The organism is Natronoarchaeum philippinense, from assembly GCF_900215575.1.
GTDB classification, from domain to species: domain Archaea; phylum Halobacteriota; class Halobacteria; order Halobacteriales; family Natronoarchaeaceae; genus Natronoarchaeum; species Natronoarchaeum philippinense.
In genome coordinates this window covers 465,479-491,707 of sequence record NZ_OBEJ01000002.1, presented here as the reverse complement: position 1 = coordinate 491,707, position 26,229 = coordinate 465,479, and the positions used below count along the sequence as shown (strand labels likewise).

Sequence of the window (26,229 nt, the reverse complement as noted above, 5' to 3'; positions counted from 1 at the left end):
CGTTGCTGGTCCGCGGCGCGACCTCCGTCCGGGCACGACAAATCACGATTCGAGGACACTACAGATGGCACTGCTTGACGCCCTGATCGTCACCGTGCTGGCCGTTGCGGCCGGGCTTGCGGTGACAGCCACGCTCTGTATCGAAGTTGAACAACTCCGCCGGACTGCCAACGACATCCGCAACCGACTGTTCGATGTCGCGCCGTATCTGGCCGTGACGGCCGTGTTCTTCCTTGGCAAACGTGCCACACACGGCAAAACCCTGCAAATCTCGAAGTCACTGGACTGGAATATCACCGACGAAATCTACGCGATCGAAGGGCTGTTCGTCGCGCACCTGCAGGATTTCACCCCGAACGCGACCTACGACTTCTTCTCGACCATGTACATGTTCGGGTTCCCGTTCCTGCTGGTCTTCCCGTTGCTGGCCTACTTCCTGCTTCCCTCCGGCCGGTACCTCAAGGAGTTGCTGATGGCGTACCTGCTCAACTACTTCATAGGCACGCTGTGTTACACGCTGTTTATCGCCTACGGCCCCCGCGTCTGGGTCTCCGACGCCGTCGCCGAGCCGATGTACGAGATTTATCCCTCGACGCAGGATCTGACCGCCGCCGTGTCGGCGAACACCAACGTGTTTCCGTCACTGCACACCTCGCTGGCGGTCGCGGCGGCGCTGCTGGCTTGGCGATCCCGCGAAGAGTATCCGCGCTGGTTCAAGATTGCGACGTTCGTGGCGACCTGCGTCGTGCTTTCGACGATGATATTGGGCATCCACTGGCTGATCGACGTGATCGCCGGCCTCGTGCTTGCGGTCGTCAGCGTCTGGGGCGCGGTCAGAATCGTCGACTGGGGTGAGCGCCGACGCTCCAGTTCCCGCGGCGGGGTCGACGGCGCCGCAGCCGGGACCGACGACTGACGCCCTCTGTCTCCGTCGAGAGACCGTCTAGGGTTCGATGGTCAGTTGCTCCGATTGGGTGTGCAGTTTTGTAGGCCGGTGATCTCCGGCATCCAAACGACACGAATTGCGACTAGTCACCGGTGTATATCTTCGACCATCTCTTCTCCTTTCTGCGTTACCTGCCAGAGTCGCCCTTTGTTGCGATCGGGTGTGATGCATTCTGCAAGCCCGTGGTCATTGAGATCAGAGAGGACATTACTTACGTGGCTGAGATAGTACTCGTTCATCTCAGCCAGTTCCTTTGGCGTCCGGGGCTTTTCGCCGATAGCGACCAGAATATTCTCCCGATAGTTACTGGCCTTGATCCAAGCATATTCGTCAACGTCCATTCGGTGGAGGCGATTAACAGTAGCGGTGTATGTATCTTGGTTACAATATATGTACAATATCGCTACATGGGCAGAACAGACAATTTAAACGATGACCACTACATTGGTGTGAACAGATGACCGAGGAACACCTCACTGCGATTGACCTCTTCTGTGGTGCTGGAGGTCTGTCTCAGGGCCTCTCTGATGCTGGGTTTGAAACTCTTTGGGGAATTGACCACGAAGAGAACACCAAGCCCACCTATGAAGCGAATCATGGCTGTGAGATGACGGTGGGAGACATCCGGGAGGAAGACCCTCCGGATCTCGGACTCGATGAGGGCGAACTTGATCTTGTTGCTGGTGGGCCTCCCTGTCCAACCTTCTCCCTTGTCGGGCGAAGCAAGATCAATTCGATCGATGGGCGAGATAACCAGAGTGACGATCGTCATCTTCTCTATGAGGACTTCCTCCGCTTTGTCGATCATTATCAGCCGAAAGCGTTCCTGATGGAGAACGTGGAGGGAATGCTTTCAGCCGAAAACGAAGAAGGCCGGCCAGTAGTGGAGACGATCAAGGAGCAGATGCGGGGCGAGAGAGAGGTTGCCGATTTGGATCTTGACCTCGACTACAACGTACGTGTGCAGCTTCTGGACTCAGCCGACTTCGGTGTTCCTCAGCATCGCAAGCGGCTCTTCTTCATCGGGAACCGGATCGGTGCTGAGAATCCTGATATGGAAGAGTGGAAGACCCATCGCTCTCCCAGCAACGAGGACGAAAAGGACATCAAATACAAAACGGATCCGTCGAAGCGTTCTGAAGAGAGTCAGCACACGCTCGATGGGTTTGTTGATGACCGAGAAGAAGAGGAGTTCCCGACATTCAGAAAGAATAGACGGAGCCGGAAGCCGTGGAACACCGTTGCTGACGCTATTCTCGATCTCCCGCCAGTTTCACCGAGCGGAGATACGCCGCCCACCAAGGCAGAAGAGTACGAGCTGGGGCCAGTGTCAGAGTATCAGTACTGGGCACGAGACAATAGCGAACAAGAGGACTGGGACGAGCAGCCGCTGTTGAACCACGAGTGTCGGGGGCATAATATGCGAGATCTCACCCTATACAAGCTCCTCGGGGAAGGCACCTCCTACATAATCGGAGATATTCCGGAGGAACATCAGCCGTATCGAACGGATATCTTCCCGGACAAGCTCAAAAAGCAGAACCCGCGAGAGCCAGCAACAACCGTCGTCGCGCATCTCTACAAAGACGGCCACATGTTCATCCATCCAAACGAGGCTCGTTCGATCACCGTTCGGGAGGCTGCTCGTTTCCAGTCTTTCAAAGACACCTTCGAGTTCCCGGTGGCCCGAACTCATGCATTCAAACAGGTCGGTAATGCTGTTCCTCCGTTGCTGGCCCAAGCACTTGGGACTGCTATCCGAACGGAAATCTTCGATCGCCCGATCTCACAGCAGGAACCCCAAAAGGCGGACTGATCACCGAGAGCATGCCGTTCTTTTCTGTGTGGTCTTTCCATCTTATGCGGACGTTCTGACCCCTGAATCGCCGATTTATAGATCAGCCGTTACCGCTGTGAACTCGACAATATCCTCGAGGAACTGATCCGCTGGCCGGAGCGTGTAGGAGAGATCGTCAATGTCGCTGTATCGGTTCCAAACAAACGAATCGCGCGGAACATAGATTCGTCCACCGTCGTTGCTGATATCCTCCACCTTCTCTCGGGACACGTCTGCCATCAGAAGCGAAACAAACCAGATTTCATCGACCCCGATTTCGGCTTCACGGGACAGACTCTGCCGAAACCGCTCTCGGAGCGTTCGCTTGCACGAGAACCCGATCGCACCCTCTGGCCCCGCTACTTTGTTGTCAACCTCGAGATCACCAAAGTGTGCTTGGTCGTTGGTGGCAGGGATATCGAACTGGTTGAATATGTGCTGTAGCCCTGTTTCGAGTACGTTCCCGGCGGTCGAGGCTCTGCTCTGTCCGGCACGTCGCTCGTACTCTTGGACGATCCCGGATAGAATCCGAGCTACTTCCTGCGCACCAATATGAGATTCTCGTTCAAGCTCATTCATTCGCTCGTGAACGTACTCAATGAGTGGCTCACGCTGCGCCCCTAACTGATAGGCTTCCCCCTCGAAGTCGACATTGAACAGGGCATCATAGGCTTTTGAGGGGTCCAAAGATCCGTTCTCTGTCTGTAGTGTCTGGTCGACTATTTCGACAATTTCGCTCTCTCCAAAGCTCGGGGTCGTATCCAAAATTTCACTGGTACGAACTACTGCGTCGATCGCAATCCGGAATTCCCTGATATCGTCTTGCTCTGCAACCCGCCGAAGGATTCTCTCGACAAGATCTTCGGTCTGCCGGTAGCGCTTTGAGATATCATCTCGGTATATCCTGTTGACAGAGCCTGTGATTGACTCTCTGATGAGCTGCTTTTGCTCTTCAAGAGATCGATCGTTACCCGTATGATCGTCCGATACTGAACGTTCGAGCTGAGAAGAAAGCTGTTTCAGCGTTTCTGTTTCCTTGGTGGCATAACTGCCATAGCTGGATGCTACAAGATCGCGAGCGAACCAGTACACTTTGAATTCAGAGGGATCGCCAGAGTACTCCGACATTCATCTGACGCCCACTCAATATGCCCATATCATACTATATTACATATTAGATACAGTATACATACATCAGAGACGCCACCAATATGAATGATAAAGTATGTTTTCTGCAGTCAGAAGTGGTCAATCACTAACGCACCGCTTGGAAGGCAACACAACGAACAGTTGATTCGTGTTCATACGAGCAGCTTATCGGGCCGCTACCGTCCCCGAGCAGAAAGCATTTATCTCGAACGCGTGCAGAGACGTACGACCGTGGGAGTCGGACTGGTGGCGCGAAATGAGTGAACGAGCTGACCGACTGCAGAGCATGATTGCTCCGGATAGCGGCGTCGCCGCGGAGAGGGTGCGATGAACCGTCGCAAGATGCTGAAGCTCCTCGGCGGCGGCGTCGCCGTCGGCGGCAGCGGGAAGGCGCTGTACAACACTCAGATCGGCTACGGCGTCATCACGGGCACGAACGTCCGGGAGCAGGACCTCAAACCGCTGCTCACCGAGTGGATGCGCGTCGGCGACTACCGCGCCGAGTTAGACGAGTACGCCATCGAACTGTCGGGCGATACCGTCAGAGTGGTCGACGGCGACGACGCCGTTGCCGAACGCTCGGTGACCGGCGCCACGCCCGAGGAGGGCGCAGCGATCGACGCCGAATACGGGCTCGCTGGCGGTCCGGTCGAGGAGCTGATTCGTGACGTTCCGGCGCTCCGGAGCGGCGAGTTCGTCGTCGAAGGCGCGACGTTCGACGAGTTCTTCGAGCGCATCAACGACGCCGACACCAGCCAGTTTGCCGTCGGAGCCACCCGCGACGGGTACGACTACGCCGACCCGGATACCGTCGCCGGATTCACCGGCGCCGACCCCGCCGATCCAGAGCGCGTCGTCACGGCGCTGCGGACCGCGTTCCGCGAGCACAGCAGCTACGACAAGCCTCGGTACGTCGCCGGATCGATCGAGGACAACGTGCTCTTTGGCGCCGTCGACCTGCGGAAGCACTTCGAGTCGCCGGTGGACTTCGAGGCCTTACAGAGCGGCGAGGCGACGGGGCTGTTCTGCACGGAACTGACGCGCCGGGCGGCCGAGTCGCTCCACGCCGTCCCGGCCCACGAAGCGACCGTCCCGGTCGTCACGATGTTCGTCAGCGACACGCGCCACAAGCACGCCTACACCGGCGTTGCGAGTCTGCTCCGCGAGGACGGCGACCTCGTAATGGCGATCACGTTCCTCGATTACATGCACTCGACGCTGTACGACGACCTCTATCTGACCGGTGTTCTCGGCGACGGGCTCGACGCCTACAACTCCCGACACCGGGCGACCGACATCTACTGGCATCGGTAGCGGCGTGGCGTCGGGGACGCCCCGTCATTCCGGATCCCAGCGAGGCCCGACAGTCGGGAAGTCAGTCGACAACTGCGCGAAATCCGAGCGTTCGCGGCACATTCGCCTTCAGTTCTGGTGACGTGCTTTTGGCCCCCTCGTCGTCGTAATCGCCCGGATCGTCGCTTTGTGGCCACTCCCAAAGTTGCTTGACCGTGAAACCGGCGTCGACGAGCGCCGTATGGAGTTCGCCGATCGTTCGGTCGAAGACGACGATATCCTCGTGGAGTACCTCGTCGTTCTTGTCGCGGCGGGGACCAGTAGAATGATAGCTCCGCTCGAACTCCAGCGTGTCCGGATCGAACAGTTCGTGGAACGGGTGCGGAACCTCAAACGAGAGCACGCCGTTCTCCCGAAGCACGCGCTGTGCTTCCCCGAGTGCGGCGTCGAGATCTTCGACCATGAAGTACACGAAGCCGGAGTACGCAAGATCGAAGGCGTCATCGGCTAGGGGGAGATCCGAGACATCGCCAGCGACGAACTCGGCGTCGACACCGTACAGATCCCGCAACCGAGTCGCGTGGCGGAGTTGCTGGGTCGAGAAGTCGACGCCAACGGCGGTGCCGACCCCTTCGTCGGCGGCGCCGACCGTTCCCTGACCGCCCCCACAGCCCAGTTCGACGAAATCAAGCTCCTCGAACGCAGGAAGTCGCTCGGCCTGCCAGTCGTCCAGCGACTCGGAGTCGGGCAACGGAGAGTACACCGGCGGGAGGCCGCCATCGTTCGTCTCCGCATTCCACATCGCTTGGTGCTCGTCGGACCAAGCGTCCCACAGCTCTCGGTTCTCACCGTCTATGCCTGCCATACAATTCGCACCAAACCGGACGATAATAAGATCTGGGTAGGACGGTTCGCGTCGATCCCTACGGGGGAAGACGAAACGGTCGATCCGTACCTCCCGGGTCAGTTCGTACTCACGATCTTGATCACGTCGCCTTCCTCCAATTCATAGTCCTCGCCGATCTCTCGATTAGACGTGGCGTCGACCGCGTGGAGGTAGCCGTCGCCGATGTCGGAGTGGACGGCGTAGGCTAGATCGACCGGCGTCGAGCCGTTCGGGAGCAAGAACGCGTCGGGGAGGACGTTGCCCTTCGCGTCGGTCCACTTGCTCTGGTCTTGCACGGGGTAGGCGGTGAGCCGGTCGAGCAGGTCGTACACCGCGTAGTTCAGCGCGGCCTGCACGCCGGTGCCGTCCCAGTTGGCGGTCGCTTCGCGCAAGTCGGTCAGGGCGTCGCGCTGGGAGTCGTTGACCTCGCCGACGATCTCGAAGTCGGCGTCGCCAGGGTCGTACTCGACGAGTCCGGCGTCGGCGGCGTTGCGCAGCGCGAGTTCGCCCTCCGCGGTCGTGGGGATCACCGGCTTGTCCAGATCGAGCAGGCGCTCGACGTTCTCGGCGGGCGCCACGTCGATCTTGTTGGCGGCGACGATGATCGGCTTCGTCCGCGCGCGGATGTCGCGGGCCAGTTCCTCGCGGTGCTCGTCGGTCCACTGGATCGGGTCGTCTGGGTAATCGAGACTGCGCAGGCTCGCGGCCACGTCGGCCTCCGTGGCGCCGAAGCCGGTCAGCATGTCCGCGAGCGCCTCGTCGATGTCGAACTCGGGCGAACGGGACTTGCGCTCGACGGACTCCCAGTTGCTGTCGACGATCCCCGTCAGCCACATGTCCATCTCCTCCTCGATGAAATCGATGTCCTCGATCGGGTCGTGCTCGCCGATCTCGACGGGCTCGCCCTCCTCGTTGGTCCCTCCCGAGGCGTCGATCACGTTGACGATGGCGTCTGCGTTGGTCAACTCGTCGAGGAACTGGTTGCCAAGCCCCTTGCCCTCGTGGGCGCCGGGAACCAGCCCGGCCACGTCGAGCAGTTCGACCGGGACGTAGCGCTTCCCCTCTCGGCAGTTGTCGTCGCCACAGCGCTCCTCGCGGTCGAGGCAGGGGCAGTCGGTCCGGACGTGGGTCACGCCGCGGTTGGCGTCGATCGTCGTGAACGGGTAGTTCGCAACGTCGACGTCGGCCCGCGTCGCCGCGGTGTAGAACGTGGACTTGCCGGCGTTTGGCTTCCCGGCAAGCGCGATGGAGATCATTGGCGAGGCCTACTCGCGTCGCCGAAAATTGCCTTTCGGTTCGACGCCCGCTCGCGCCGCGCCGGCGTCGCCACGCTAGAGTTCGACCGCCAGCATCACCTCGTCGACGTACTCGCCGTCGATTCGGTAGTGATCTTCGCGGATCGCTTCCGTCTCCCAGCCTCGCGCGTCGAGGAAGTCGATGGCGGTCTCGTTGGTCGCCGGGACGCTCTGGTACACTTTCTCGTGACCGGCGTCGGCGGCCCACGACACGCCGCGATCGAGCAGGCGACTGCCGACGCCGTGCCCGCGGTATTCGGGCAGGACGCCGACGGTCAGCTCGGCGGTGTGGCGCAGTTTGGCGAGTTCGGACGCCCGGACGTGGACCCAGCCGACGATCTCCTCGTTGACCGTCGCCACGAAGAACCGGCGCGACTCGATGGCGCTGTGGCCCACCAGCGCGTCCTCGCGTTCGAGTTCCCGGGCGACAGCCTCGGCGACGACGTGATCGCTCCGTTCGGCGATCCGCCGAATCGCGCCGACGAGCCCCGTCAAGTCCTCCTGTCGGGCGGGGCGCACCGCGAACGCCAGCCCGTTCTCGGTGAACACCTCGCGGCCGGCGTCTTTACGGGCAACCGATAGGTCGCCGCCGTCGGTGAGCGTGAGATAGCCGTCACGGCGGAGCATCGAGACGTGATGACGAAAGCCACGGCCGTCGGCAGGTAACAGCTCCGAACGGGCGACTTCGGGATCGACGGTTCCGCGCCGTTCGACGTACTCGTAGATGCGTTGGCGGTCTCTGTGATCGAACTGTGGCGACTTGGCGGTCCCCATACGTTGATCGTTGTCGTGGGCTGTCACCTTTATCGTTTGCCCGAAATCGCAAGACTGCGACGGGATAGTTTGACTCAAAGCCGAGTAAAGTCGTGACGCTCACCTGACGACCGTCGTCCCCGCTAACCGGTCCCCGAGTCGAGCCCGCCGGTCTGACACTGCGAGCGCGACGATGCCGACGACGTAGAACGCCGGGAGCCAGTCGACAAGTCTGAGAACGTTTCGGACGGCAGCAGTGCGCAACGAGGGCGGCGTGCCGTCGTCGTCGACGACGCGAATGTCGACGAGATACTTCCCGAGCGTCTTGCCGGACTGGGATTCAAAGAACGCGTGGTAGCCGATTGCCAGCCCGAGCCACAGCACTAGCCCGACCGCCGCGGGCGTCCCTTCGAGCGACGTGTCGACCCCGGCCGCGGTGATTTCGGTCTGCCCCGTCACGACGCCGACGACCGAGACGGCCACGACGAACAGGAAGAGCCAGACGAACGAGTCGATGGTCATTGCGACGCCGCGAATGCCCACGCCGCACCGAGTCGCGGTTTCGGGGTCGTCCATGCGTGACTGTTCGGTAGGACGTCCCGGGTAATAATGTCAACGAATTTTTTCAAACTCGCGGACAGGCGGTGGACGGTCCCGAAGCGGACCGCGCTACAACTCGACCGCCATCATCACTTCGTCGACGTACTCGTCGTCGATCTTGTAGTGGTCCTCGCGGACGGCTTCGGTCTCCCAGCCGTGGGTTTCGAGAAAGTCGATGGCGGCGTCGTTGGTCGCCGGGACGCTCTGGTAGAGCTTCTCGTACCCGTTCTTGCCGGCCCACTCAAGCCCGCGTGAGAGGAGGTGGCTCCCCAGTCCGCGACCGCGGTACTCGTCGACGACGCCGACGGTCAACTCGGCGGTGTGGTGGAGCTTTTCGAGCTCCGGCGCGTGCAGGTGGACCCATCCGACGACCTCGTCGTTGACCGTGGCGACGAAGAACATTCGCGATTCGAGCTCGTTGTGGCGCAACAGCGCCTCCTGATGGTCGAGTTCCTGCGCGACCGTCTCGGCGACGATGTAGGTTCCTTGCTCGGCGACCTGCCGGATCGCACCCACGATCCCTGTCAGGTCTTTCTGGCGGGCGGGGCGGATCGTGAACGTGAACTCCTCACCGGTGAACTCCTCCTCGCCGGCGTCCTCGATGGCGACCTGCAGGTCGCCGTCGGCCGTCGTCTCCAGATAGCCGTTGCGCTTGAGGATGGCTACGTGATGCCGGAATCCTCCCCGATCGTTGGGCAACACCGCGCGCTGGGTTTCGTCGTGGCCGGCCCTCCCGTTGCGCTCGACGTACTCGTAGATCTGCTGGCGGTCCTCGTGGTCGAACTCGATCGGCTGCGAGAGCTTCATGGTTAATGATAACGTTTATCTAGATAATAAGGGCACAGGGCGGACGGGACCGTGTCCCCTGCGGCTTCAACCCCTCGCCGTCGGCGTCAGCGCGAGGACGCCGACGTTGCTCCAGTCACTGTCACCGCCACGCTTCGGCGTCGATTCGCGCCCGCCGTCGTCACTGCCGTTCCGGCGTCGGTTCGTGTCCCTCGTCGCCCGCCGCGACGCCGGTCAACAGCTCGGCGGTCGCCCGGAGGTCGTAGGTGTCGAGAAACGTCTCTGCGGCGATCCGGACCGGTACGTCTGGGTCGACCCGCTCGCCGTAGCACCGGGCGTACAGCGAAAGCCACGCGTGTAGCGACGTCTCCAGCCGATCCCACTCGGCGCGCTCGAAGCGCCTGAACTCGCCCGTTCTCCCCTCGACGTACGTCTCGATGGTCGGCCACAGTCCCTCGCGGAGATAGGTCAGGGCGCGTTCGTCGGGGTCGTCCGGCGGCTCGAACGACCGGCGCTCCTCGCGGGCGCGAGCGAGCAGGCGATCGATCCGGTCGGCAGGTTCGGCGTCGCGGTCTACCGGCCCGGCTTCGGCGTCCTCATCGACCGTCGATCCATCGCGCCCCGCCTCGGCCACGCCGATCACCCCTCGCGGAACTCGACGCCCTTGCCGCCGCGCGGGTGCTCCCAGTCGGTGTCGGCGACGATCGCACAGGTCCCACACTCCACGCAGGGCTGGGTGTCGAGGCTGACGACGCGCTCGGTCGACCCGTTGGTCTTGACCTCCTCGGTGCGGTAACAGCCGCCGCCGAAGTCCTCGGCGCTGACCGGACAGGCCGTGACGGCCGTCCCGCTTGCCGCATACGAGTTGTCCAGCAGTTCGATGTGGGGGTTGCCCACGTCGGTGTCGTAGGTTAGATCGCCGATCCGCGTAGCTAGGTCCGGCGGCTCGATGCCGTTGCGCGTCCTGACGGGGTCGCCCAACTCCTCGGCGATGACCGTCGGCAGGGTGACGTAGGGCGTCTTCGTGTCGGGCACCAGCATCGAGAGGGTCGGCGAACTGTAGAGCCGTTCCAACTGGCCGCCGAGCGCACGGACGCCGGCGCGGCCGATCGGCGACTCCAGAATGCGGTCGGTGAGGTCGGCGACGGCGTCGTGCTCGCCGATCGCGCTGACTGCTTGGTAGCCCGGCGGCCGGAGCTTCTTCATGACGCCCTCGTCGCGCAGGCGCTGCTCGTAGCGCTCGCCGGCGCTGTGGGGGTCGCCCCGCGAGCGGGCTTCGACGAACGCCTCGGCGGCCAGCGCGCCCGCGGTGACGGCGTGGTTCATCCCCTTGATGATCGGCCCTTGGGCCTGCATCTGACCGCCAGCGTCGCCCACCAACACGAGCCGGTCGCGGTGGGGCGAGGTGCTGGCGACCTTCTTCGAGTCGGGCACGAGCTTCGCGGCGTACTCGCGCTCGTGGTACTCGTCGCCGAGCCACTGACCGAGCAGCGGGTGGGTCAGCAGGGCGTCCAGCAGTTCGTGGGGTTCGGCCTCCTCGGCGGCGAGGCTGTCGAGGTGGAACACCGTCCCGATCGACAGCGAATCCTCGTTGGTGTAGAGGAATCCGCCGCCCCGAACGCCCTCGAACAGGTCGCCCGAGAACAGGTGGGCCGCGCCCGTCTCCGGGCCGACATCGAAGCGCTCGTCGATGGCGTCGGGCTCCATGTCGACGACGGCCTTGACGCCCTGGAACCACTCGTCGGGCTCGTCCCAGTCCATCAGGCCGGCCTCCCGCGCGAGTTCGGAGTTGACGCCGTCGGCGGCGACGATCAGGTCCGCGGTGATCGGACCGAGTTCGTCGCAGGTGACGCCGACGACGCGGCCGTGTTCCCACAGCAGGCCGTTGACGCGCACGTCCGTCAGGACGCCGCCGCCAGTCTGGCGAGTCATCTCGTGGACCCGGGCTTCGAGCCACGAGTCCATCCGGCGCCGGAGCACGGCGTCGCACCACTCGGTGTCGTGCTCGTGGAGGTCGGTGATGTCGAACGTCTCGACCGTATCGCCGGCGACGTTGTGGATGTAATACTCCGTGACCGGCCGCTCGGCCGCCTGCTCGCGGAAGTCGGGGAACAGCTCGTCGATGGTGTAGGGGGCCGATTCCTCCGCGTAGAGCAGCCCGCCGGAGACGTTCTTCGAGCCCGCCTCGGTGCCGCGTTCTAACACGAGCGTCTCGACGCCGTTGCGAGCAAGCGTCGCCGCCGCCGCGGCGCCGCCCGGCCCGGCGCCGACGACGACCGCCTCGTAATGTTCGCCGCCTGTTCCGTACTGCTCCCGATCGGCCGTGCTGTCGTTCTCAGTCATCGTCGTCACCTCCGGCTGGCGAGGCGGCTTCGTCCGCCTCCGCGGTCGATTCGCCGCCAGCGAGCGCGGCGGCGTCCAGTTCGCCCGATTCGACGGCCTCGATCAGGGTCGGGAGCACGTCGAACAGATCGCCCTCGATGTAGTAGTCCGAGAAGTCCCGGATGTCGGCGTCGGGCTCGGTGTTGATGGCGACGATCGTGTCGGACTCGTCCATCCCCACCTTGTGCTGGATCGCCCCGGAGATGCCCGCCGCGACGTACAGCTCCGGCTCGACGACCTGCCCGGTCTCGCCGATCTGGCGTTCCTCGCCGGCGTACTGCTCGACGTGGCCCTCGAACTGATAGGAAGAGGTGACGATCCCTCGGGTGATCCCCAAGTCGGCGTCCTCGAACGCGTCGGCCAGTTCCAGTCCGAGTTCCATCCCGCGGGTCGGATCGTCGCCGATGCCCCGACCGAGCGCGACGATCACCTCGTTGCCCGTGAGGTCGACGCCGCCCTCCAACTGGTCGTGGTCGGTCACGTCGACGCCGAGCCACGCGTCGTCGAGATCGCTCTCGTGGTGAACGACCAGCCCCTCGCGGTCGGGGTCGGGGTCGGGCACCTCGAAACTCCCCGGAATGACCGACGCGCCCTGCGGGTGGAACTCCCGACTGGGGTTGTCCAGACACAGAATCGTCGAGTACTCGAACCCCGAGAAGTCCGGGCGCTTCATGTGCAACACGCGCTGGAACTCCTTTTTGTCGCCACCGCGTCCGACTTTCGCCGGATTCGAGATCACGGTGTCGTCGATGTACAGCCCCGAGCAGTCGCTGGCGAGCCCGGAGTCGAGTTCGGCCTGCACGAGCGCCGAGAGGTCCCGACCGTTGTTCGTCGCCGGGAAGAGGACGTACCGCGGCTCGTCGTAGCCCTTCCAGTCGTACTCGGCGCGGGCCAGCTCGCAGAACAGCTCGGTGTAGGGCTGGTGGCGGAACCGTTCGAGCCGGTCGTCCTCGACGTAGACGGCCACGTCGGCGCCGTACTCGATCGCTCGCTCGGCCTGTGCTTCCATCTCGGCACCGATGATGACGGCGACGACCTTCTCCTCGTCGCCGTCCGTCGGGTACTCGTCGTTGTACCCGTCGATCAGCTCCCGGGCCTTCCCGAGCAGCTCCTTCGATACGTCGATGAGTTCGCCCTGCTGGGTCTCGCAGTACACCCACATGTCCTCGTAGACGCCGTCGTCGAGCGCCCGAACGTGTTTTTTGTCGGCGGTGGGATGGTCGAGTTCGGGGTACTTCTCCTCGGGCGCCATCGCCTCCTCGGCGGCTTCCTCCTCGTCGCTGCCCCGGACGGCGTCGATCCGATCCTCGATCAGGCTCTTGGCGCTCGATCGGTCGTCGCCCGCGGTCTCGGCTTCGAGCACGGCTTCGAGCTCCTCGGCGTCCTCGACGTTCCGGATCGCGTTGCCGAGTTCAGCGACGGTCAGTTCGGTCGGGTCGAGATCGCCCGCCTCCTCGTCGGCGTCGCCGCGCAGTTTCTCGATCCGGCTCTCGATCAGCGTGTGGACGTTCGAGCGGTCCTCGCCCTCGCGCTCGGCGTCGCGGATCGCCTCTAACTGGTCGATCTCCTCGATCTCCTTGAGCTTCGGTCCGAGTTCGCCGATGTCGTACTCGCCCGGGTCGATTTCGGGCACGATTAGTCACCCCCTGCGTAGGGCCGCATCGTTTCGAGCACCTCCCCGAGCTGGTCGGGCTCGCTCGGGTCGATCGGCGTCGCCTCGCGCTCGGCCGGCGCCTTCGGGATCGGATCGACCGACTCGACGATCGTCGGCGAGCCGTCCAGCCCGATGTAATCGGGATCGAGGTTGAGGGCCTCGTGATCCCAGACCGTGAGGTGGTCCTCGTAGTTCTCGGCGCGCGCTTGGGTCTCGGCGCGCAGGTCCTTCAGGCGAAGCCGATGCTCGGCCCGGCGGTAGCTGGGCTCGAACTCCGGATCGGCGACGATCACCGCCGGCAGCGGCGCCTCGACGGTCTCGATCTCCTCGATGTCGCCCTCGACGAGGCGCTTTGCCCGGACCGTCTCCTCCGCGTCGTCGATCTCCATCGAGATCACGTGCGTGATCATCGGCCACTCCAGCCCCCAAGCGGTCTGGAGGCCGGTGTGGCCGGTCTCGCCGTCGGCGGTCTTGAACCCAGCAAACACCAGATCCGGGCGCCCGCGGTCGGTCTCGGCGAGCTTCTCGACGCCGGTCGCCAGCGTGATCGCCGTCGCCCACGTGTCGGCGGCCGCCATCGCTCGGTCCGACAGCAAGAACAGCTCGTCGGCGTACACCGTCTCCATCGCCTCGCGGAGCACGTCCTCGTAGCCCGGCGGGCCCATGCTCATCACCCCCATGGTGCCGCCCGCCCGAACTTTCGTCTGGAGCGCCGCCTCCAGTGCGAACTCGTCGTTGGGGTTCATCACCGTCGGCGTCTTCCCCCGTTCTAAGTGTCCGTCGTCGTCGAACGATACCTGTCCCTCCCGGAAGTCCGGGACCCCCTTGGTCAGAACCAGTGAGTACATACGTGCGTCCTCTCTCCCTTGTTGTAGTCGCGTCCGCGTGCGTTCGTTGTCCGTTCCCCCGGCGACCCCCATCGCCTCCGACAACGTGTCGTCGTGCTGTCTCAGGTCCGCCCGGCGCGCCCGGCGTCGACGTCGATCGCGTCGACCGGGCAGACGTCGACACAGAGCATACAGTCGATGCACTGGGCCTCGTTTGCGGGATCGGCCTTGATCTCGCTCTCGGGGTGGCCCGGCGAGTCGACCCACTCGAACACGTCGACCGGGCAGTCCTCCAGACACGCCCCGTCGGCGAGACAGATGTCGAAGTCAACCGCGACGTGGGTGCCGTGGATGCCCAACTGCTCGGGCTCCTCGACGGGGCCCCACACGTCGTGGCCCTCGTGTTCGTCTACGATCTCTCGGTTCTGCTCGAAGTTCGCGTCGATGGCCATTGCTATCTAGTACCAACTCGGGAGCCTACTTAAATGTTGGAATAGCCGGGGCGTAACTGCTACCCGACGGCAACCATCCCGAAACCTGACGTGAGCCCGACGGCAACCGCCGCCGGGGGTTTGTTGGCCGTCGGCGTCGTAGCACAACTATGTCCGAGAGTGCTCGGTGTGCAGAAGACGGCTGTGACGCCGCCGTCGCGGTCCGGATCTACGTGCCGTGGGCCGAAGACCGCGAGGTGTGTGTTGCCCACGCGCGGGTGCTCGCCCGGCGCGACGGCGTCGTCACGGAACCGATCGAGGACGCCGACGCCGAGTGGCCGTAGCTGCGTGTTGACGACCCGACGTGTATCGTCTCATTCGGAGGAGTCAGGCTCCAATGGTGTCCGGTCGAGGCCGATCGTATCGTAGTCCTGCTCGGTCGAAAGGACGCCCTCTTCGCCGGTCGTGACGAGCCCGGCGTGCAGTGCATCGAACGGGGTGAGATCGTACTCGTCGAGGAACGCCGCAGCGGCCAGCACTGCGTCCTCGTGTGCTTCCGGTCGGATCGGAACCAGTTCGAGCAGGTTGGCAATCGCCCGCGGCGCGTCGATCTCGTACTCGGCGTCCTCGCGGTCGTAGAACAACACCATCACCTCGGCGTACGCGAGTATCGAGGTGTGGAGGTCATCGCGTTCTTCGAGAGCCTCGATTGCGGCGTCTTGCAGCCAGTCGTCGTCTTTCACCAGCGCGGTGAGGAAGTCGGTTTCGACGTACACGCTCACTCCTCGTCGTCCTGCGACCGGTCGTCCGCTTCCGCTCGAACCTCTCGGGAAACCGCCTCGCGGGCGGTTCCTTTCAAGTCCTCGGCCTCCGTCTCGGCGAAGGCATCGCCAACAGCCGCCCGGAGGCCCTCCAGCGGGTCCTCATCGACAGGGAAGAGTGCGACGTGGCTCGGGAGTTCGACGATGCGATACTGGTCCCCGAACCGCTCGCGGACATCCTTCGGGAGGTAGATTCGTCCCCGTTCGTCTGTCGACTTGGACATGGTGTGGGTACTTGTTGTGTGGGAAAAATAAAGGTGTTCCCGTTGTTCGGCTGTTTTTCCCGTCTCTCTGAGTTATGTACTCGGTGACCGCTCTACCTGCCTCTCCGACACCCCATCTACGTGCGAACGTTCCCCCGACACGACGGCGTCGTCGCGGAACCCATCGAGGACGCCGACGCCGAGTGGCCGTGACCGAGTTCACGCCGATAGATGGCACCCGACGTGTGAGGTATCAGCAGCCGTGGTATCGGCGAGGAGTAGCGGCAGGCAGACGTGATAGAGTGTCGGTTAACTGGATCGGCGCTGTTCGAATCGAACGATGTCAGACACCGATTCGACCACCGATACGCCGCCGTCACGACTCGGACGGCTTCTCTTTGCGAGCGGTCTCGCGGCGCTCGCGCTTCGCAATCTGACGAACCTCGACGGGCGCATCGCCTACGCGGACGCCAAGGGCGTCCCGCTCCCCGACAAACTGGTTCCCGCGTCGAGCGGCCTCCTCCTTGGCGGGAGCATCGGCATCGGGCTCTGGAAACTCCCCAAGCTCGCCGCAGGCAGCATCGCCGCGTTCTTCGTCGGCGTCACGCCGCTCATGCACGACTTCTGGGCCGTCGACGAGGACTCGCGCAGCGAGGAGCTCACCTCGTTCCTCCAGAACCTGACGCTGCTCGGCGCCGCGATCGCGTTCTTCCGGCGGGCGAGTGAGAACTGACGGTTGCGGTCGGCGGCTGACTTAGGAATATTATAGCCAACTCGGATTTGTTCGAGGCTTCTGGGACTGGAATACCCGTTCAGTAGATGTGCGGATGTACCACTGGTCTACCGGATAGGACAGATACCTCACACCGTGCGGGAGACAGAGCGTGAAACGGAGAGAATCATTAACTATCTCCATCGGAATTCAAAACCAGAGCAATGGTCGTCTATCGGTGTTGGGAATGTGATGCAGCCGTGACTCGGCCGGTAACCAAACTTACTGACGAGACGTTACTCCAGGAGGGGGAAAGCGTGATGCAGCTAGCAGAAATGGGTGCTGGTGAGCCGGATTACGTACCCGAGGGATACTATCTGGAGAGTCCTGACGATAGTCCTATTCCGAGGGCAGACGGCTGGCCCCTGCTAAATCCGGAGGACATGGTCGAAACCACATTAGATATGGAAGTCTACTGTGGCTGTTGTGGCCCTGACGGGGGACAGGGGCCAAATACGGACTGTCGCAACGGTCACAAGATCGGCATCGAGCGGGGTGACTGCTGGACGGTTCACAGCGTCGCCCTTGACCCCAAAGCAATCTATCAGGAATGAATTTAGCGTAGCTACAGAGCTCGATAGACGCCCCGATATCTTCTCCGCCTGTATCTACCGATCAGACACACAGCCCAATATTGTTGAGAATCACATAGCGACAGCGAGGCTGTCGTCCTTCTGAACGCCTCGCCCAGCGGCGTCACTCCGGATCCCGCGGCTGCCGGTCGCGTTGCATCTTCACCTCACCGCTGGCGCGCATCGTCCCGTCGACGGTCGCGCCGTCTTCGAGTTCCAGGTTCTCGCAGGACACGTCGCCGAGCACGCGCGCGCCGTCGGCGATCGCGACCGTCCCGCTCCGGGTCGTCACGTCGCCGTGGATGCGCGTTCCCGAGCCGATCGAGACATCCTCGCGCGCCCGGAGGCTGCCGAAGATGTTGTTGTCTTCTCCGACAGAGATCTCCTCGGCGCGGACGTTGCCGTGGAGTCGGCAGTCGTCGCCGATGCGGGCCGGCGTCGAGACGCGCCACGCGTCGTCACTGACGGTTCCGTTGCGAGGTACGACCAGCGGATCGCGCTCGGGGTCGTCCTCGTCGACGAACTCGTCGAGAATACGCTCGGCGGCGTCTTCCTCGCCGATGCGGAGCAGTTGGGTGAGATAGACGTACAGGAAGACGATCGTCGGCATCGGGTTGCGGATGACGATCCAGCCGTTTGCCTCGAAGCCCTCCTCGATGTCCACGTCGTCGCCGATGTCCAGATCGCCGCTGACCATCAGCTGGCCGCCGACGTGGACGCGCTCGCCGAGGTAGGCGTCCCGGCCGACCAGCACGTTCCCCTCGACGTCACACCACATGTCGAGCCGGCAGTCGGCTTCGGCCTCGATGTCCCCGCCGAAGCGCACGCCCTCGCCGGCGAGCACGTTCCGCCCGCGGACGCCGAACTCGACGGTGGCGCGGCCGCCAAGCAACACGTCGCCGTCGGTCACGAGGTCGTGCTCCTCGACGGTGGTGCCGTCGGGGATCGACAGTTCGTCGAGAGGGTTCGATCGCAGCGACACACCCTCCATTCCCAGCGCCCGATAATAAACCCGTTGCGGCGTCCGACGGGCGTCAGACACAGCGGGCGCTAGGGCGTCGGGACGCCGCCGTCCTGCAAGACTTTTAGCGCCGGGGCGCCGAGCAACTCGCATGACGACGCTCGCGTTCGACGAGCAGGGGGTCGATGTCGTGTACGAAGGCACCGAGTTCCGACTGGAGCGGGCGCTCATCGAGGACGCCATCCAGAAGGACTACTTCGACGTGACCGACCACGAGGTGCTCCAGATCGTCGCTGAGAACCCCGAACTCGGCGGTGAGCCTCGGCGAATCGGCGACATCGTCGAGCGGTAGCGTAGCACGCCACGACGCCGCCGCCGGCTTTGTCGAACAGACCTACAGACTTTGGCACCCGGCTTTTATCTGCAGGTCCCGTCCACCGTAGCAATGGCTGACTCACTGGGGCGGAGTCCGAACGCGAGGCCGTCCCGTTCGGGGCGTCCGTCACCGTTCGGCGGGTCGCTATGCGAACGGCCCGATAGGTCTCCCGTCAGGACCGCTCGATCCGTGATCCCGACGTGACTGGCGACGGCACCGGGCGCGTCACCGCGGAGCCCGACCAACACTCTGTCATCTTTATCGGCGACGACGCTGCTGTCGTCGACGCCTTGACGACGGAACTTCCGTCGGCGTCGGTGCGCCGGGTCGAGGAGCCGGACCACGCTCTCAACGGTCCGCTTGACGGCGCCGATTGTCTGATCTGTGCCGACCAGCTTGACGATGTCGCAGGTGTCAACGTCGTCAGAGCGATCCGCGAGCGGCGCCCCGACGTTCCGGTCGTGCTGTACGGCACTCCAGATAGCTCGGCCGAGATCACCGCAGCGTTCGACGCCGGTGCGACGGACTATCTCCAGCGTGCCGGCGAGCACTCGCCCCCGGCGCTCGCCCGAAAGGTCGCCGCGCTCGTCACGGACGGCGCTGGATCCACACTGAGCCGATCCGCGGCGTCCAGCCGCGAGCGCGAACTGGAGGAGTCTCGCCGGCGCTACCGAACGCTGATCGAGAACTTCCCGAACGGCGCCGTCGCGCTCGTCGATCCCCAACTCCGGTACGTCACGTTCGGCGGGACGCCGGAGGGCCAAACTGAGCTGACCCGGACGGATCTCGAAGGCGAACCGCTCCGGGAGGCGCTTCCCGAGGAGATCGCCGAGGTCGTCGTCCCGCGCTACGAGGCCGCGCTCGGCGGCGAGCGCTCCAGCGTCGAGGCGACAATCGACGGCGAGAGCTACCAATTTCACTTCGTCCCGGTGCGCGACGACGACGGCGAGGTGTTCGCGGCGATGGGGCTGTCACAGAACGTCACCGACCGCAAGATCCGGGAGTCGGCGCTCGAAGCGCACGTCCAACAACAGCGTGCGCTCGCCGACCTCCGGCGGCTGGCACTCGCGGAGACTGCCCTCGACGACCTGTTCGCGGAAGCGACTGAACTGGTCGCCGACGTGCTCGACCACGAGTACGCGAAGGTGCTCGAATTCGACGAAGGCGGCGACGAACTCCTGTTGCGCGCCGGCGTCGGCTGGCGCGACGGCGCCGTCGGCTCGGCGACCGTCGACGCTCGCGACAACTCACAGGCCGGCCACACCGTCCTGATGGGCGAGCCGGTCGTCGTCGAGGACCTCGACACCGAGGCGCGCTTTGCCGGTCCCGAACTGCTGACCGACCACGACGTTTCGAGCGGGATCAGCGTCGTCGTCGGACCACGCGACAACCCGTGGGGCGTGTTCGGCACCCACACTACCGACCGCCGGACGTACGACGATCACGAGGTCGAGTTCGTCCGTCACGTCACCGACCTGCTGGCGACGGCGATCGAGCGCGAGCGCCGCGAAGAGCAGATCGGGGCGCTCAGCGATGTCACCCGGCTGCTCATGGAGCTCGAATCGATCGAGGCAGTCTGTGATGTCGTCGCCGAATCCGCCCCCGGCGACCTCGGACTGCCGATCGCTGTCGTCGCCCGCTACGACGAGCAGGCCGGCAAGCTACGACCCGCCGCTGCGACGCCACTTGGCGAGCAGCTTCTCGAACGGACCGATCTGTTCGATGTCGAATCGGGACCGGCGTGGGAGGCGTTCGTCAACGACGAGCAGCGTTCGGACGCCCCTGACCGGCGGATCGAACTGCCCGCAGAACCGGTCGTCCTTCGGGAGCGGCTCGCGCTGCCGCTTGGCAGACACGGCGTCTTGCTCGTCGGCGTCGCCGGCGAAGGGACGATGCCGGATCCGCAGCTGGGCTTCGTCCAGACGGTCGCCGCGACGATCCGGGCCGCGCTCGACCGCGCCGAGCGCGAGGAGACGCTCCGGGACCGAGAGGCGGCGCTGCAGCGCAAAAACGAGGATCTCGAACGGCTCGCGCGGGTCAACGAAGTCGTCCGAGGGATCGAGCAAGTGCTCGTCGGGGCGTCCAGCCGCTCCGAAATCGAGACCGCCGTCTGCGACCAACTCGCCACGGTCAGCCCCTACGAACTCGCGTGGATCGGCCGTCACGACGGCGACGGCGGCCTCTCGCGAGTCGCTGCAACCGGCGAGGTGAGCTATCTCGCCGACATCGATCTGTCCGCGCGTGACACCGAGGACCGCGAGCCGAGTCTCGCGGCCGCCGAGTCCGGAGACGTGCAGGTGATCGACGGCGTCCACGCCGAACCGCCGCTGTCCCGATGGCGCCAGTCCGCCCTGCGCAACGGGATCAGCTCCGCGGTCAGCGTGCCGATCGAGTACGGGCGCTATCGGTACGGCGTCCTCACGGTGTACGGCGACCGGGCGGACCTGTTCGACGGTCGAGAACGCGAAACGCTAGCGGACTTGTGTGACACGATCGCGTACGCGATCAACGCCGTCGAGAGCAAGCGCGCGCTCGTCGGCGACGAGGTGGTCGAGTTGGAACTGGAGCTGTACGATCCCGATTCGTTCGTGTTCCAGTTTCTGGCCGACAGCGGCGGTCAGTTCGACTTCGAAAACGTATTTCTGCAAGAGGGCGGCGGGTTGCGCACGCTGTTCTCGGTGAGCGATGCTACTCCGGACGCCGTTCGAGAGTACGCGGCACGGTCACCGTTTGTCGAAGACCTCCGACAGATCACCGACGACGAGCCGCCGTTGTACGAGTGTACGCTCACCGAGGGCGGGCTGATCCCGAGACTGCTCGACCACGGCGCCCGACCACAGGAGATCACGGCGACCGGCGAGCGCGCGCGCCTCGTCGTCGAACTACCGGCGACAGTCGATGTCCGGGGGTTCGTCGAGATGCTCCGTGCGATGTTCGACGTCGTCGAGTTGCGCGCGCGCCGCGAGCGCACGCTCCAAACCCGCTCGCGCCGCGAGTTTCAGGCCGAACTCGACGCCGAACTGACCGACCGCCAACGCGAGGTGCTCCGGACGGCGTACTTTGGCGGGTTCTTCGAGACGCCCCGCCGCCGCACCGGCGAGGAGATCGGCGCCTCGTTGGACATCTCGCAGCCGACGTTCAACACGCATCTCCGGGCCGCACAGCGCAAGCTGTTCGAGTTGCTCTACGGATCGGCTGACCGGGAAACCGAGTGACTCCGACGGGGCGTCTAGGTAGATAGCCCGGTCTCAGTCGCCCCGGATGGTATCATAGGTAGAACTCGTATGCCCCCCAGTCGTGTACTGAGAGTTGGAACCCATGACTGACACTACAGACGCACTCACGCAGACGATCGTTCTGGAACTCTCCGCCGTCACCGGCACCGACCCGCTCGATCTTCCGCCATTGTACGACGCCGTCGACCTCGACGCCCTGAAGACGCTGGTCGAGGGCTGTGACGGCGCCGAGGTGCAGTTTTCGGCAGTCGACTGCGACGTGACGGTTCGCGGACCGAACGATGTGACCGTCACGCCCGCTGGCGATCGAGCCACAGCCACCGCCGGAGCGGATTCCGACGGTGAGAGTGCTGTCCAGCCGACGTTTCAAGATTGAGGTAGACCCGTGACCGTGGCAAATGCGAACGACAAGGGCCGATCGCCCGCTCAGGTTGACTGTGACCGCTGTGGCGCCACGATCGAACGCCGCGAGTGGCATCCGATTCGTACCGATACCATCGGCGGCGACCTCCGGATATACGCCTTCTGCAGCGAGGCGTGCCGGCGAGCGTGGAATCGACCGGAGCAGTGAGTACGACACCGACCCAACGTGTGTAGGCATACGGCTTCGCGCGACGTTTGCATACTAGGTAACACGACTTTGCTGGTAGGTTCGGTATGTACGAATCATGACCGCCCGCACCACGGACACCGGCGCTGCCGAGTGGTCGCAGGAGGACGGCAGCGCGAGCGACGCCGTGATCCGTGCCATCGCGGAGGCACGGGGAATCGACCCACTGGAGCTAGAGCCGATTCACGACCACATCGACCTCGACGCAGTCGATCGCCTGTTCGCGTCGGCCAGTTCGGACGGCAGACTGCTCGTCGATGTCGCCGGTTGCCGCGTTCGGCTGCAGGCCGACGGGCAGGTGAGCGCAACCGTCCTCGACGAGCGCGAACAGAAGGACACAGAATGATCCGGAGCAACCGACCGTGACCGACGTGGACGAACGAGCGACAGACGACGCACGCACGGGGGAACTCTGTGCGTACTGCGCGGAGAGCATCGACACGAGCGAGTGGCACCCAGTCGTCGCCCGGACGGAGAACGGCGAGTTCGAACTCTACCCGTTCTGCGACGAGGACTGCCGAGACGACTGGGAAGAATCTGAACCCTAACCGCACGAAAACGCGACCGAGGAAGCTTTAGGCACGGATCATGGACAAACACCTGACGACGTTCTCACCGATATGAGCCCACCAGATGGGGGATGCGACGAGGGGTACAGCTACGTCGAACACAGCGGCGAGTCCGGCGACAGCGCCGCGCTCGTCTACGACGACGACAACGAGGACGCTTGGATCGAGTCAGACACGATGGTCTCGCTGGGCGCCGAAACCGACGGGCCGGCCGGCACCCGCTACGACGCCGAGACGGGGACCTATCACGTCGAGTACGACTGGCGCGACGCGATGCCGCTGTCGATGATCGTCGTGATGATCGTCGCCGACCTCGAAGGCGTCGCGGCGACCGACCTCGATCCGCTGTACGACTATCTCGATCCGGAACTGCTCGACCGCCTGTTTAGTCCCCAAGAGGACGGTCGACTCGCCACCGGCGAAATGACCTTCACCTACCACGACTACGAGATCACGGTGTTTCGCCACGGCCACATCGGCGTCACGCCGCCCGCCCGCTGAGCGGCGGCGTCTCGCCCGGTGCTGTCGGAGAGCCGCAACACGGCACCCTCACTCGTCGCCGTAGCGGTCGGCCGCCGACTCGAACCCGAACTCGTCCTGTTCTTTGCTCCGGCGCTGCTCGGCCTCGGCGAGCGCTTCGGCGTCCGGACTGACATCGTCGGTGATCCGTGCCCACGACTCGTGGACCTTGGCGTGACACCACCGACAGAGGTAGACCGTGATCTCGTGGGAGAGCGTCTCGCCGGCCGACGCGTAGGACAGGTGGTGTTCTTCTAGCAACGGCCGCTCGTCGTCGTGGGCGAGTCGGCGTTCCGCCAGCCCGCAGCGGACGCATTCGCGGTCGGGGTTGCGCGACCGGAAGTGCGGGCAGTCGGCCCAGTTCCAGTCCTCGTCGTCGGCCGCCACCGGACACGCGAAGTCGTCGGCCCGGCGCTCGCGGGCGAACTCCGGATCGTGTTCGGGGAACTCGAAGGCGTACCGACACCGGCCGTCGTCGGTGACGTGGTCGCAGACTCCCGCGTGCTCGTAGGGGTCGTCGACGCCGACCGACGTGCCCTCCGGCGTCTTCTCCATGCACGATCGGTGGGCGCGCCGGCCATTGAATCCTCCGGCTGGTGGCGCGAGAGATCGGAAAATAGCGCGGGTACGGTGTCAGCGCGCGCCTACTGCTCGCTTTCGAGCAGCGCGAAGCTCTCGACCGTGACGGTCGTCTCGCCGTTCTCTTGGTCGGTCGGGACGGCGTCGCCGGTCACCAGATCGGTGTCGTCGACGTGCTCGCCGAGGGTCACGTCGACCGGCTCGTCGCCGAAGTTGAGCGCGACGACGACGCGCTCGCCCTCGTGTTCGCGGGCGAACGCGACGGCGCGGTCACCGGGCGCCGACCACTCGACATCGACGAGGTCGCCGCGTCGGAGCAGTTCGCTGTCGTCGCGCGTTGCGATCAGGTCGCGGTGCAGCGCCGTCAGCTCCTCGTCGCCGCCCCAATCCATGTCCTCGCGGAAGTGGGTCATGCCCGTCTCTTGGCCGTAGTAGACCATCGGCATGCCCGGCAGCGCGAACGTCGCGGCGACGGCGGCCTCGTGGGCAGCCCGGCCGCACTCGTCGACGTAGCGGTCCTCGTCGTGATTCTCGACGTAGCGCATCTGGACGGCGTGGGGCGGGAACCCCTGTCGGGCGTCCTCGCGCATGGCGTCGAGCAGGTGACTCGCTGGCTCGTCACCGTTGCCGATGTCGCGGAAGGCGTGGTACAGCGGCGTGTCGTAGTGCACGTCGAACTCCAGTTCGTGTGCATCGGGGTCGCGGGGGATCGACTCGTCGAGCAGGAAGAAGTCCTCGTCACCGGCTTTCGTCCGGCTCCGGACCTCCTTCCAGAACCCGTGGGGAACGCCCCAGGCCACGTCACAGCGGAAGCCGTCGACCTTCTCGGCCCAGAAGTCGACCACGTCGAGCAGGTGCTCTCGGACCGCCAGCGAGTCGTAGTTGAGATTCGGGATCGACCGCCAGTTGAAGTAGTGGGCCGGTTCGCCGTCCTCGAAGCCGTACCACTCGCGGTACTCCGCCATGCCGGCGTCGGCGAACTGGCTCGCGGGGTGGTGTCGGGAGGTGTGGTTGATCACCAGATCGAAGATCACCTTCACGCCGTGGTCGTGGCAGGTCTCGACCAGCGACTCGAACTCTTCGACCGTTCCGAGGTCCGAGGCCGTGTCGAAGTAATCGAGCGTGTCGTAGCCGTGGGGGCCGCCCCACTCCCAGCCGTCGGTGTAGACCGTCGGACTGTACGCCTCGACGATCGGCGTCATCCAGAGCGCGTCGACGCCGAGCCACTCCAGATAGGGGACGCGCTGCTCGATCGCCTCGAAGGAGGCGTCGACCTCGCCGGTGAACGAGCGCGTGAAGATCGAGTACAGCGTCGCATCCCGGATCCACTCGGGGGCGTCGTTGGGCAGGTCGACCGCGCCGTCGGCGTCGACCGCGGCGGTATCGGCCACCGAGTGGCGTTTTCCGACCGCGACGGCGTGGACGCGCAACTGGTCGCCGACGGCGTCGAGGTCGCAGGTTGCGACGGTGCCGTCGACAGCGAGGTCGCCCTCGAAGGACGCCCGATCGCGGTCGTCGACGTAGAACTCCACGTCGAGATCGGCGGCCGTCTCGTCGTTCGTCGGGCCGGGCAACGGCGTCGCCTCGAAGCGAACCTCGCCGTCCTCGACCGCGGCGTCGAGCGAGATCCGGGGGCGGTCGGAGCCGTCGACGCGGCGGCGCTCGAAGGCGGCGTCCTCGTAGTTGTCGTCGGGGACGAAGATCGCCTTGTACTCCCCCGGCGGCAGTTCAGTCTCGTAGACGAACGCGTCCCCGTCGCGGCTCGCACGAATGGTCCCGAGGACGTGCTCGTTGAACGACGAAGAGACCCACACGTCGTCGGCATCTTCGTGAGCGACCTCGTCGGCGTCGACCTCGAACCGGACGGGGTGGCGCTCGCCGGCGAACGCCCGCACCGTGAGCCGGTGCTGGCCGTCGGGCGCGTCCAGTTCGACGCCGTAGACGCCCGGCTCGTCCGGAACGAGGTGTTCGACGGCGGCGTCGCCGAGCGCGGCCTCGCTGCCCTCTGGCGCCTCGACGACCGACCACGAGTAGTCCTCGGAAGCGTCGGTATCGGGCGATCGGGGTGCAAGCTCTACGTCGTCGCCGACGGCGGCGAACCGCGGCGGTCCGGGATGGTGCATACTCGCTGAAGACGCTCCGGGAAGATAAGTCCAATCTGTAGAAAATTAA

Annotated in this window: 29 protein-coding genes; 12 read left to right on the top strand and 17 right to left on the bottom strand. The window is 64.5% G+C overall.

The genetic code is table 11. From position 1 onward, the window contains the following. The first annotated feature begins 64 nt into the window (after positions 1–64). Entirely contained in the window at positions 65–916 is an 852-nt protein-coding gene (locus CRO01_RS09325) for a phosphatase PAP2 family protein (protein WP_097008853.1), read from the top strand. Positions 917–1,032: 116 nt separating this feature from the next. Here CRO01_RS09325 and CRO01_RS09320 read toward each other — a convergent pair whose 3' ends face one another. Beyond that, the gene (locus CRO01_RS09320) at positions 1,033–1,287 is read right to left on the bottom strand and encodes a transcriptional regulator (RefSeq protein ID WP_097008852.1); all 255 of its coding nucleotides are present in this window, start codon (positions 1,285–1,287) and stop codon (positions 1,033–1,035) included. A gap of 116 nt (positions 1,288–1,403) precedes the next feature. Here CRO01_RS09320 and CRO01_RS09315 point away from each other — a divergent pair, with 116 nt between their 5' ends. Beyond that, positions 1,404–2,762 carry a DNA cytosine methyltransferase gene (locus CRO01_RS09315; protein ID WP_097008851.1) on the top strand — a complete coding sequence of 453 codons (1,359 nt, stop codon included), beginning with the start codon at positions 1,404–1,406 and terminating at the stop codon, positions 2,760–2,762. 75 nt (positions 2,763–2,837) lie between these two features. Here the strand turns inward: CRO01_RS09315 and CRO01_RS09310 are convergent, their stop codons facing one another. Further along, a complete protein-coding gene (locus CRO01_RS09310) occupies positions 2,838–3,911 on the bottom strand; it encodes a hypothetical protein (RefSeq protein ID WP_097008850.1) in 1,074 nt (357 codons plus the stop codon). 348 nt (positions 3,912–4,259) lie between these two features. Here CRO01_RS09310 and CRO01_RS09305 point away from each other — a divergent pair, with 348 nt between their 5' ends. Next, positions 4,260–5,246 (top strand): hypothetical protein, encoded by a 987-nt coding sequence (locus tag CRO01_RS09305; protein ID WP_097008849.1) that lies wholly within the window; start codon positions 4,260–4,262, stop codon positions 5,244–5,246. A 61-nt stretch (positions 5,247–5,307) separates the two neighbouring features. Here CRO01_RS09305 and CRO01_RS09300 read toward each other — a convergent pair whose 3' ends face one another. From CRO01_RS09300 to CRO01_RS09255, 10 genes are all read right to left on the bottom strand, one after another. After that, positions 5,308–6,090: a class I SAM-dependent methyltransferase gene (locus CRO01_RS09300; protein ID WP_097008848.1), complete on the bottom strand. Its 783-nt coding sequence runs from the start codon at positions 6,088–6,090 to the stop codon at positions 5,308–5,310. A 98-nt stretch (positions 6,091–6,188) separates the two neighbouring features. Continuing rightward, entirely contained in the window at positions 6,189–7,367 is a 1,179-nt protein-coding gene (locus tag CRO01_RS09295; RefSeq protein WP_097008847.1) for a redox-regulated ATPase YchF, read from the bottom strand. A gap of 75 nt (positions 7,368–7,442) precedes the next feature. Next, positions 7,443–8,180: a GNAT family N-acetyltransferase gene (locus CRO01_RS09290; protein ID WP_097008846.1), complete on the bottom strand. Its 738-nt coding sequence runs from the start codon at positions 8,178–8,180 to the stop codon at positions 7,443–7,445. A gap of 99 nt (positions 8,181–8,279) precedes the next feature. Beyond that, positions 8,280–8,735: an RDD family protein gene (locus tag CRO01_RS09285; RefSeq protein WP_097008845.1), complete on the bottom strand. Its 456-nt coding sequence runs from the start codon at positions 8,733–8,735 to the stop codon at positions 8,280–8,282. 93 nt (positions 8,736–8,828) lie between these two features. Continuing rightward, on the bottom strand, positions 8,829–9,566 hold the full coding sequence (locus CRO01_RS09280; RefSeq protein ID WP_097008844.1) for a GNAT family N-acetyltransferase: 738 nt from the start codon (positions 9,564–9,566) through the stop codon (positions 8,829–8,831). A gap of 160 nt (positions 9,567–9,726) precedes the next feature. Further along, on the bottom strand, positions 9,727–10,179 hold the full coding sequence (locus tag CRO01_RS09275) for a hypothetical protein (RefSeq protein ID WP_245838530.1): 453 nt from the start codon (positions 10,177–10,179) through the stop codon (positions 9,727–9,729). 5 nt (positions 10,180–10,184) lie between these two features. Further along, positions 10,185–11,888 carry an FAD-dependent monooxygenase gene (locus CRO01_RS09270; protein WP_097008843.1) on the bottom strand — a complete coding sequence of 568 codons (1,704 nt, stop codon included), beginning with the start codon at positions 11,886–11,888 and terminating at the stop codon, positions 10,185–10,187. Next, positions 11,881–13,560 carry an electron transfer flavoprotein subunit alpha/FixB family protein gene (locus tag CRO01_RS09265; RefSeq protein WP_097008842.1) on the bottom strand — a complete coding sequence of 560 codons (1,680 nt, stop codon included), beginning with the start codon at positions 13,558–13,560 and terminating at the stop codon, positions 11,881–11,883. The genes CRO01_RS09270 and CRO01_RS09265 overlap by 8 nt, the downstream gene beginning before the upstream one ends. Before the next feature lie 2 nt (positions 13,561–13,562). Then, positions 13,563–14,429, bottom strand: coding sequence for an electron transfer flavoprotein subunit beta/FixA family protein (locus CRO01_RS09260; protein WP_097008841.1), 867 nt, complete (start codon positions 14,427–14,429; stop codon positions 13,563–13,565). Positions 14,430–14,530: 101 nt separating this feature from the next. Next, the gene (locus CRO01_RS09255; protein ID WP_097008840.1) at positions 14,531–14,860 is read right to left on the bottom strand and encodes a 4Fe-4S dicluster domain-containing protein; all 330 of its coding nucleotides are present in this window, start codon (positions 14,858–14,860) and stop codon (positions 14,531–14,533) included. 149 nt (positions 14,861–15,009) lie between these two features. On the opposite strand from CRO01_RS09255, the gene CRO01_RS16635 reads away from it, so the two are divergent. After that, entirely contained in the window at positions 15,010–15,183 is a 174-nt protein-coding gene (locus CRO01_RS16635; RefSeq protein WP_179747445.1) for a hypothetical protein, read from the top strand. Positions 15,184–15,213: 30 nt separating this feature from the next. Here the strand turns inward: CRO01_RS16635 and CRO01_RS09250 are convergent, their stop codons facing one another. Both CRO01_RS09250 and CRO01_RS09245 read right to left on the bottom strand, forming a co-directional pair. Next, the gene (locus tag CRO01_RS09250; protein WP_097008839.1) at positions 15,214–15,615 is read right to left on the bottom strand and encodes a PIN domain-containing protein; all 402 of its coding nucleotides are present in this window, start codon (positions 15,613–15,615) and stop codon (positions 15,214–15,216) included. Positions 15,616–15,617: 2 nt separating this feature from the next. After that, a complete protein-coding gene (locus CRO01_RS09245; RefSeq protein WP_097008838.1) occupies positions 15,618–15,884 on the bottom strand; it encodes an AbrB/MazE/SpoVT family DNA-binding domain-containing protein in 267 nt (88 codons plus the stop codon). A 319-nt stretch (positions 15,885–16,203) separates the two neighbouring features. On the opposite strand from CRO01_RS09245, the gene CRO01_RS09240 reads away from it, so the two are divergent. Beyond that, complete coding sequence (locus CRO01_RS09240; RefSeq protein WP_097008837.1) at positions 16,204–16,596, top strand: DoxX family protein; 393 nt, start codon at positions 16,204–16,206, stop codon at positions 16,594–16,596. A 735-nt stretch (positions 16,597–17,331) separates the two neighbouring features. On the opposite strand, the gene CRO01_RS09230 is transcribed toward CRO01_RS09240, so the two are convergent. Further along, positions 17,332–18,189, bottom strand: a complete 858-nt coding sequence (locus tag CRO01_RS09230; RefSeq protein ID WP_097009170.1) for a polymer-forming cytoskeletal protein — start codon at positions 18,187–18,189, stop codon at positions 17,332–17,334. Positions 18,190–18,319: 130 nt separating this feature from the next. Between CRO01_RS09230 and CRO01_RS09225 the strand changes: the two genes are divergently transcribed. The 7 genes from CRO01_RS09225 (at position 18,320) to CRO01_RS16945 (ending at position 23,460) form a co-directional block, all read left to right on the top strand. Then, on the top strand, positions 18,320–18,520 hold the full coding sequence (locus tag CRO01_RS09225; RefSeq protein ID WP_097008835.1) for a DUF5800 family protein: 201 nt from the start codon (positions 18,320–18,322) through the stop codon (positions 18,518–18,520). Positions 18,521–18,744: 224 nt separating this feature from the next. Next, on the top strand, positions 18,745–21,759 hold the full coding sequence (locus CRO01_RS09220; protein ID WP_097008834.1) for a bacterio-opsin activator domain-containing protein: 3,015 nt from the start codon (positions 18,745–18,747) through the stop codon (positions 21,757–21,759). A gap of 103 nt (positions 21,760–21,862) precedes the next feature. After that, on the top strand, positions 21,863–22,156 hold the full coding sequence (locus CRO01_RS09215; protein WP_097008833.1) for a HalOD1 output domain-containing protein: 294 nt from the start codon (positions 21,863–21,865) through the stop codon (positions 22,154–22,156). 9 nt (positions 22,157–22,165) lie between these two features. After that, positions 22,166–22,351 carry a DUF7576 family protein gene (locus tag CRO01_RS17165; protein ID WP_449289588.1) on the top strand — a complete coding sequence of 62 codons (186 nt, stop codon included), beginning with the start codon at positions 22,166–22,168 and terminating at the stop codon, positions 22,349–22,351. A gap of 97 nt (positions 22,352–22,448) precedes the next feature. Next, the gene (locus CRO01_RS09210) at positions 22,449–22,736 is read left to right on the top strand and encodes a HalOD1 output domain-containing protein (protein ID WP_097008832.1); all 288 of its coding nucleotides are present in this window, start codon (positions 22,449–22,451) and stop codon (positions 22,734–22,736) included. A gap of 16 nt (positions 22,737–22,752) precedes the next feature. Continuing rightward, positions 22,753–22,938, top strand: a complete 186-nt coding sequence (locus CRO01_RS09205) for a DUF7576 family protein (protein ID WP_097008831.1) — start codon at positions 22,753–22,755, stop codon at positions 22,936–22,938. A gap of 72 nt (positions 22,939–23,010) precedes the next feature. Further along, entirely contained in the window at positions 23,011–23,460 is a 450-nt protein-coding gene (locus tag CRO01_RS16945; protein ID WP_097008830.1) for a HalOD1 output domain-containing protein, read from the top strand. Between the two features lie 48 nt (positions 23,461–23,508). Here the strand turns inward: CRO01_RS16945 and CRO01_RS09195 are convergent, their stop codons facing one another. Next, complete coding sequence (locus CRO01_RS09195; protein ID WP_097008829.1) at positions 23,509–24,033, bottom strand: DUF7097 family protein; 525 nt, start codon at positions 24,031–24,033, stop codon at positions 23,509–23,511. 89 nt (positions 24,034–24,122) lie between these two features. Next, complete coding sequence (locus CRO01_RS09190) at positions 24,123–26,180, bottom strand: alpha-amylase family glycosyl hydrolase (RefSeq protein WP_097008828.1); 2,058 nt, start codon at positions 26,178–26,180, stop codon at positions 24,123–24,125. Positions 26,181–26,229: the final 49 nt, after the last annotated feature.

What these genes read in the sequence shown, in the direction of transcription:
- CRO01_RS09325 (WP_097008853.1), top strand. Translation starts at nt 65, where the DNA reads ATGGCACTGCTTGACGCCCTGATCGTCACCGTGCTGGCCGTTGCGGCC.
- CRO01_RS09320 (WP_097008852.1), bottom strand. Translation starts at nt 1,287, where the DNA reads ATGGACGTTGACGAATATGCTTGGATCAAGGCCAGTAACTATCGGGAG.
- CRO01_RS09315 (WP_097008851.1), top strand. Translation starts at nt 1,404, where the DNA reads ATGACCGAGGAACACCTCACTGCGATTGACCTCTTCTGTGGTGCTGGA.
- CRO01_RS09310 (WP_097008850.1), bottom strand. Translation starts at nt 3,911, where the DNA reads ATGTCGGAGTACTCTGGCGATCCCTCTGAATTCAAAGTGTACTGGTTC.
- CRO01_RS09305 (WP_097008849.1), top strand. Translation starts at nt 4,260, where the DNA reads ATGAACCGTCGCAAGATGCTGAAGCTCCTCGGCGGCGGCGTCGCCGTC.
- CRO01_RS09300 (WP_097008848.1), bottom strand. Translation starts at nt 6,090, where the DNA reads ATGGCAGGCATAGACGGTGAGAACCGAGAGCTGTGGGACGCTTGGTCC.
- CRO01_RS09295 (WP_097008847.1), bottom strand. Translation starts at nt 7,367, where the DNA reads ATGATCTCCATCGCGCTTGCCGGGAAGCCAAACGCCGGCAAGTCCACG.
- CRO01_RS09290 (WP_097008846.1), bottom strand. Translation starts at nt 8,180, where the DNA reads ATGGGGACCGCCAAGTCGCCACAGTTCGATCACAGAGACCGCCAACGC.
- CRO01_RS09285 (WP_097008845.1), bottom strand. Translation starts at nt 8,735, where the DNA reads ATGGACGACCCCGAAACCGCGACTCGGTGCGGCGTGGGCATTCGCGGC.
- CRO01_RS09280 (WP_097008844.1), bottom strand. Translation starts at nt 9,566, where the DNA reads ATGAAGCTCTCGCAGCCGATCGAGTTCGACCACGAGGACCGCCAGCAG.
- CRO01_RS09270 (WP_097008843.1), bottom strand. Translation starts at nt 11,888, where the DNA reads ATGACTGAGAACGACAGCACGGCCGATCGGGAGCAGTACGGAACAGGC.
- CRO01_RS09260 (WP_097008841.1), bottom strand. Translation starts at nt 14,429, where the DNA reads ATGTACTCACTGGTTCTGACCAAGGGGGTCCCGGACTTCCGGGAGGGA.
- CRO01_RS09255 (WP_097008840.1), bottom strand. Translation starts at nt 14,860, where the DNA reads ATGGCCATCGACGCGAACTTCGAGCAGAACCGAGAGATCGTAGACGAA.
- CRO01_RS16635 (WP_179747445.1), top strand. Translation starts at nt 15,010, where the DNA reads ATGTCCGAGAGTGCTCGGTGTGCAGAAGACGGCTGTGACGCCGCCGTC.
- CRO01_RS09245 (WP_097008838.1), bottom strand. Translation starts at nt 15,884, where the DNA reads ATGTCCAAGTCGACAGACGAACGGGGACGAATCTACCTCCCGAAGGAT.
- CRO01_RS09240 (WP_097008837.1), top strand. Translation starts at nt 16,204, where the DNA reads ATGTCAGACACCGATTCGACCACCGATACGCCGCCGTCACGACTCGGA.
- CRO01_RS09225 (WP_097008835.1), top strand. Translation starts at nt 18,320, where the DNA reads ATGACGACGCTCGCGTTCGACGAGCAGGGGGTCGATGTCGTGTACGAA.
- CRO01_RS09215 (WP_097008833.1), top strand. Translation starts at nt 21,863, where the DNA reads ATGACTGACACTACAGACGCACTCACGCAGACGATCGTTCTGGAACTC.
- CRO01_RS09210 (WP_097008832.1), top strand. Translation starts at nt 22,449, where the DNA reads ATGACCGCCCGCACCACGGACACCGGCGCTGCCGAGTGGTCGCAGGAG.
- CRO01_RS16945 (WP_097008830.1), top strand. Translation starts at nt 23,011, where the DNA reads ATGAGCCCACCAGATGGGGGATGCGACGAGGGGTACAGCTACGTCGAA.
- CRO01_RS09195 (WP_097008829.1), bottom strand. Translation starts at nt 24,033, where the DNA reads ATGGAGAAGACGCCGGAGGGCACGTCGGTCGGCGTCGACGACCCCTAC.
- CRO01_RS09190 (WP_097008828.1), bottom strand. Translation starts at nt 26,180, where the DNA reads ATGCACCATCCCGGACCGCCGCGGTTCGCCGCCGTCGGCGACGACGTA.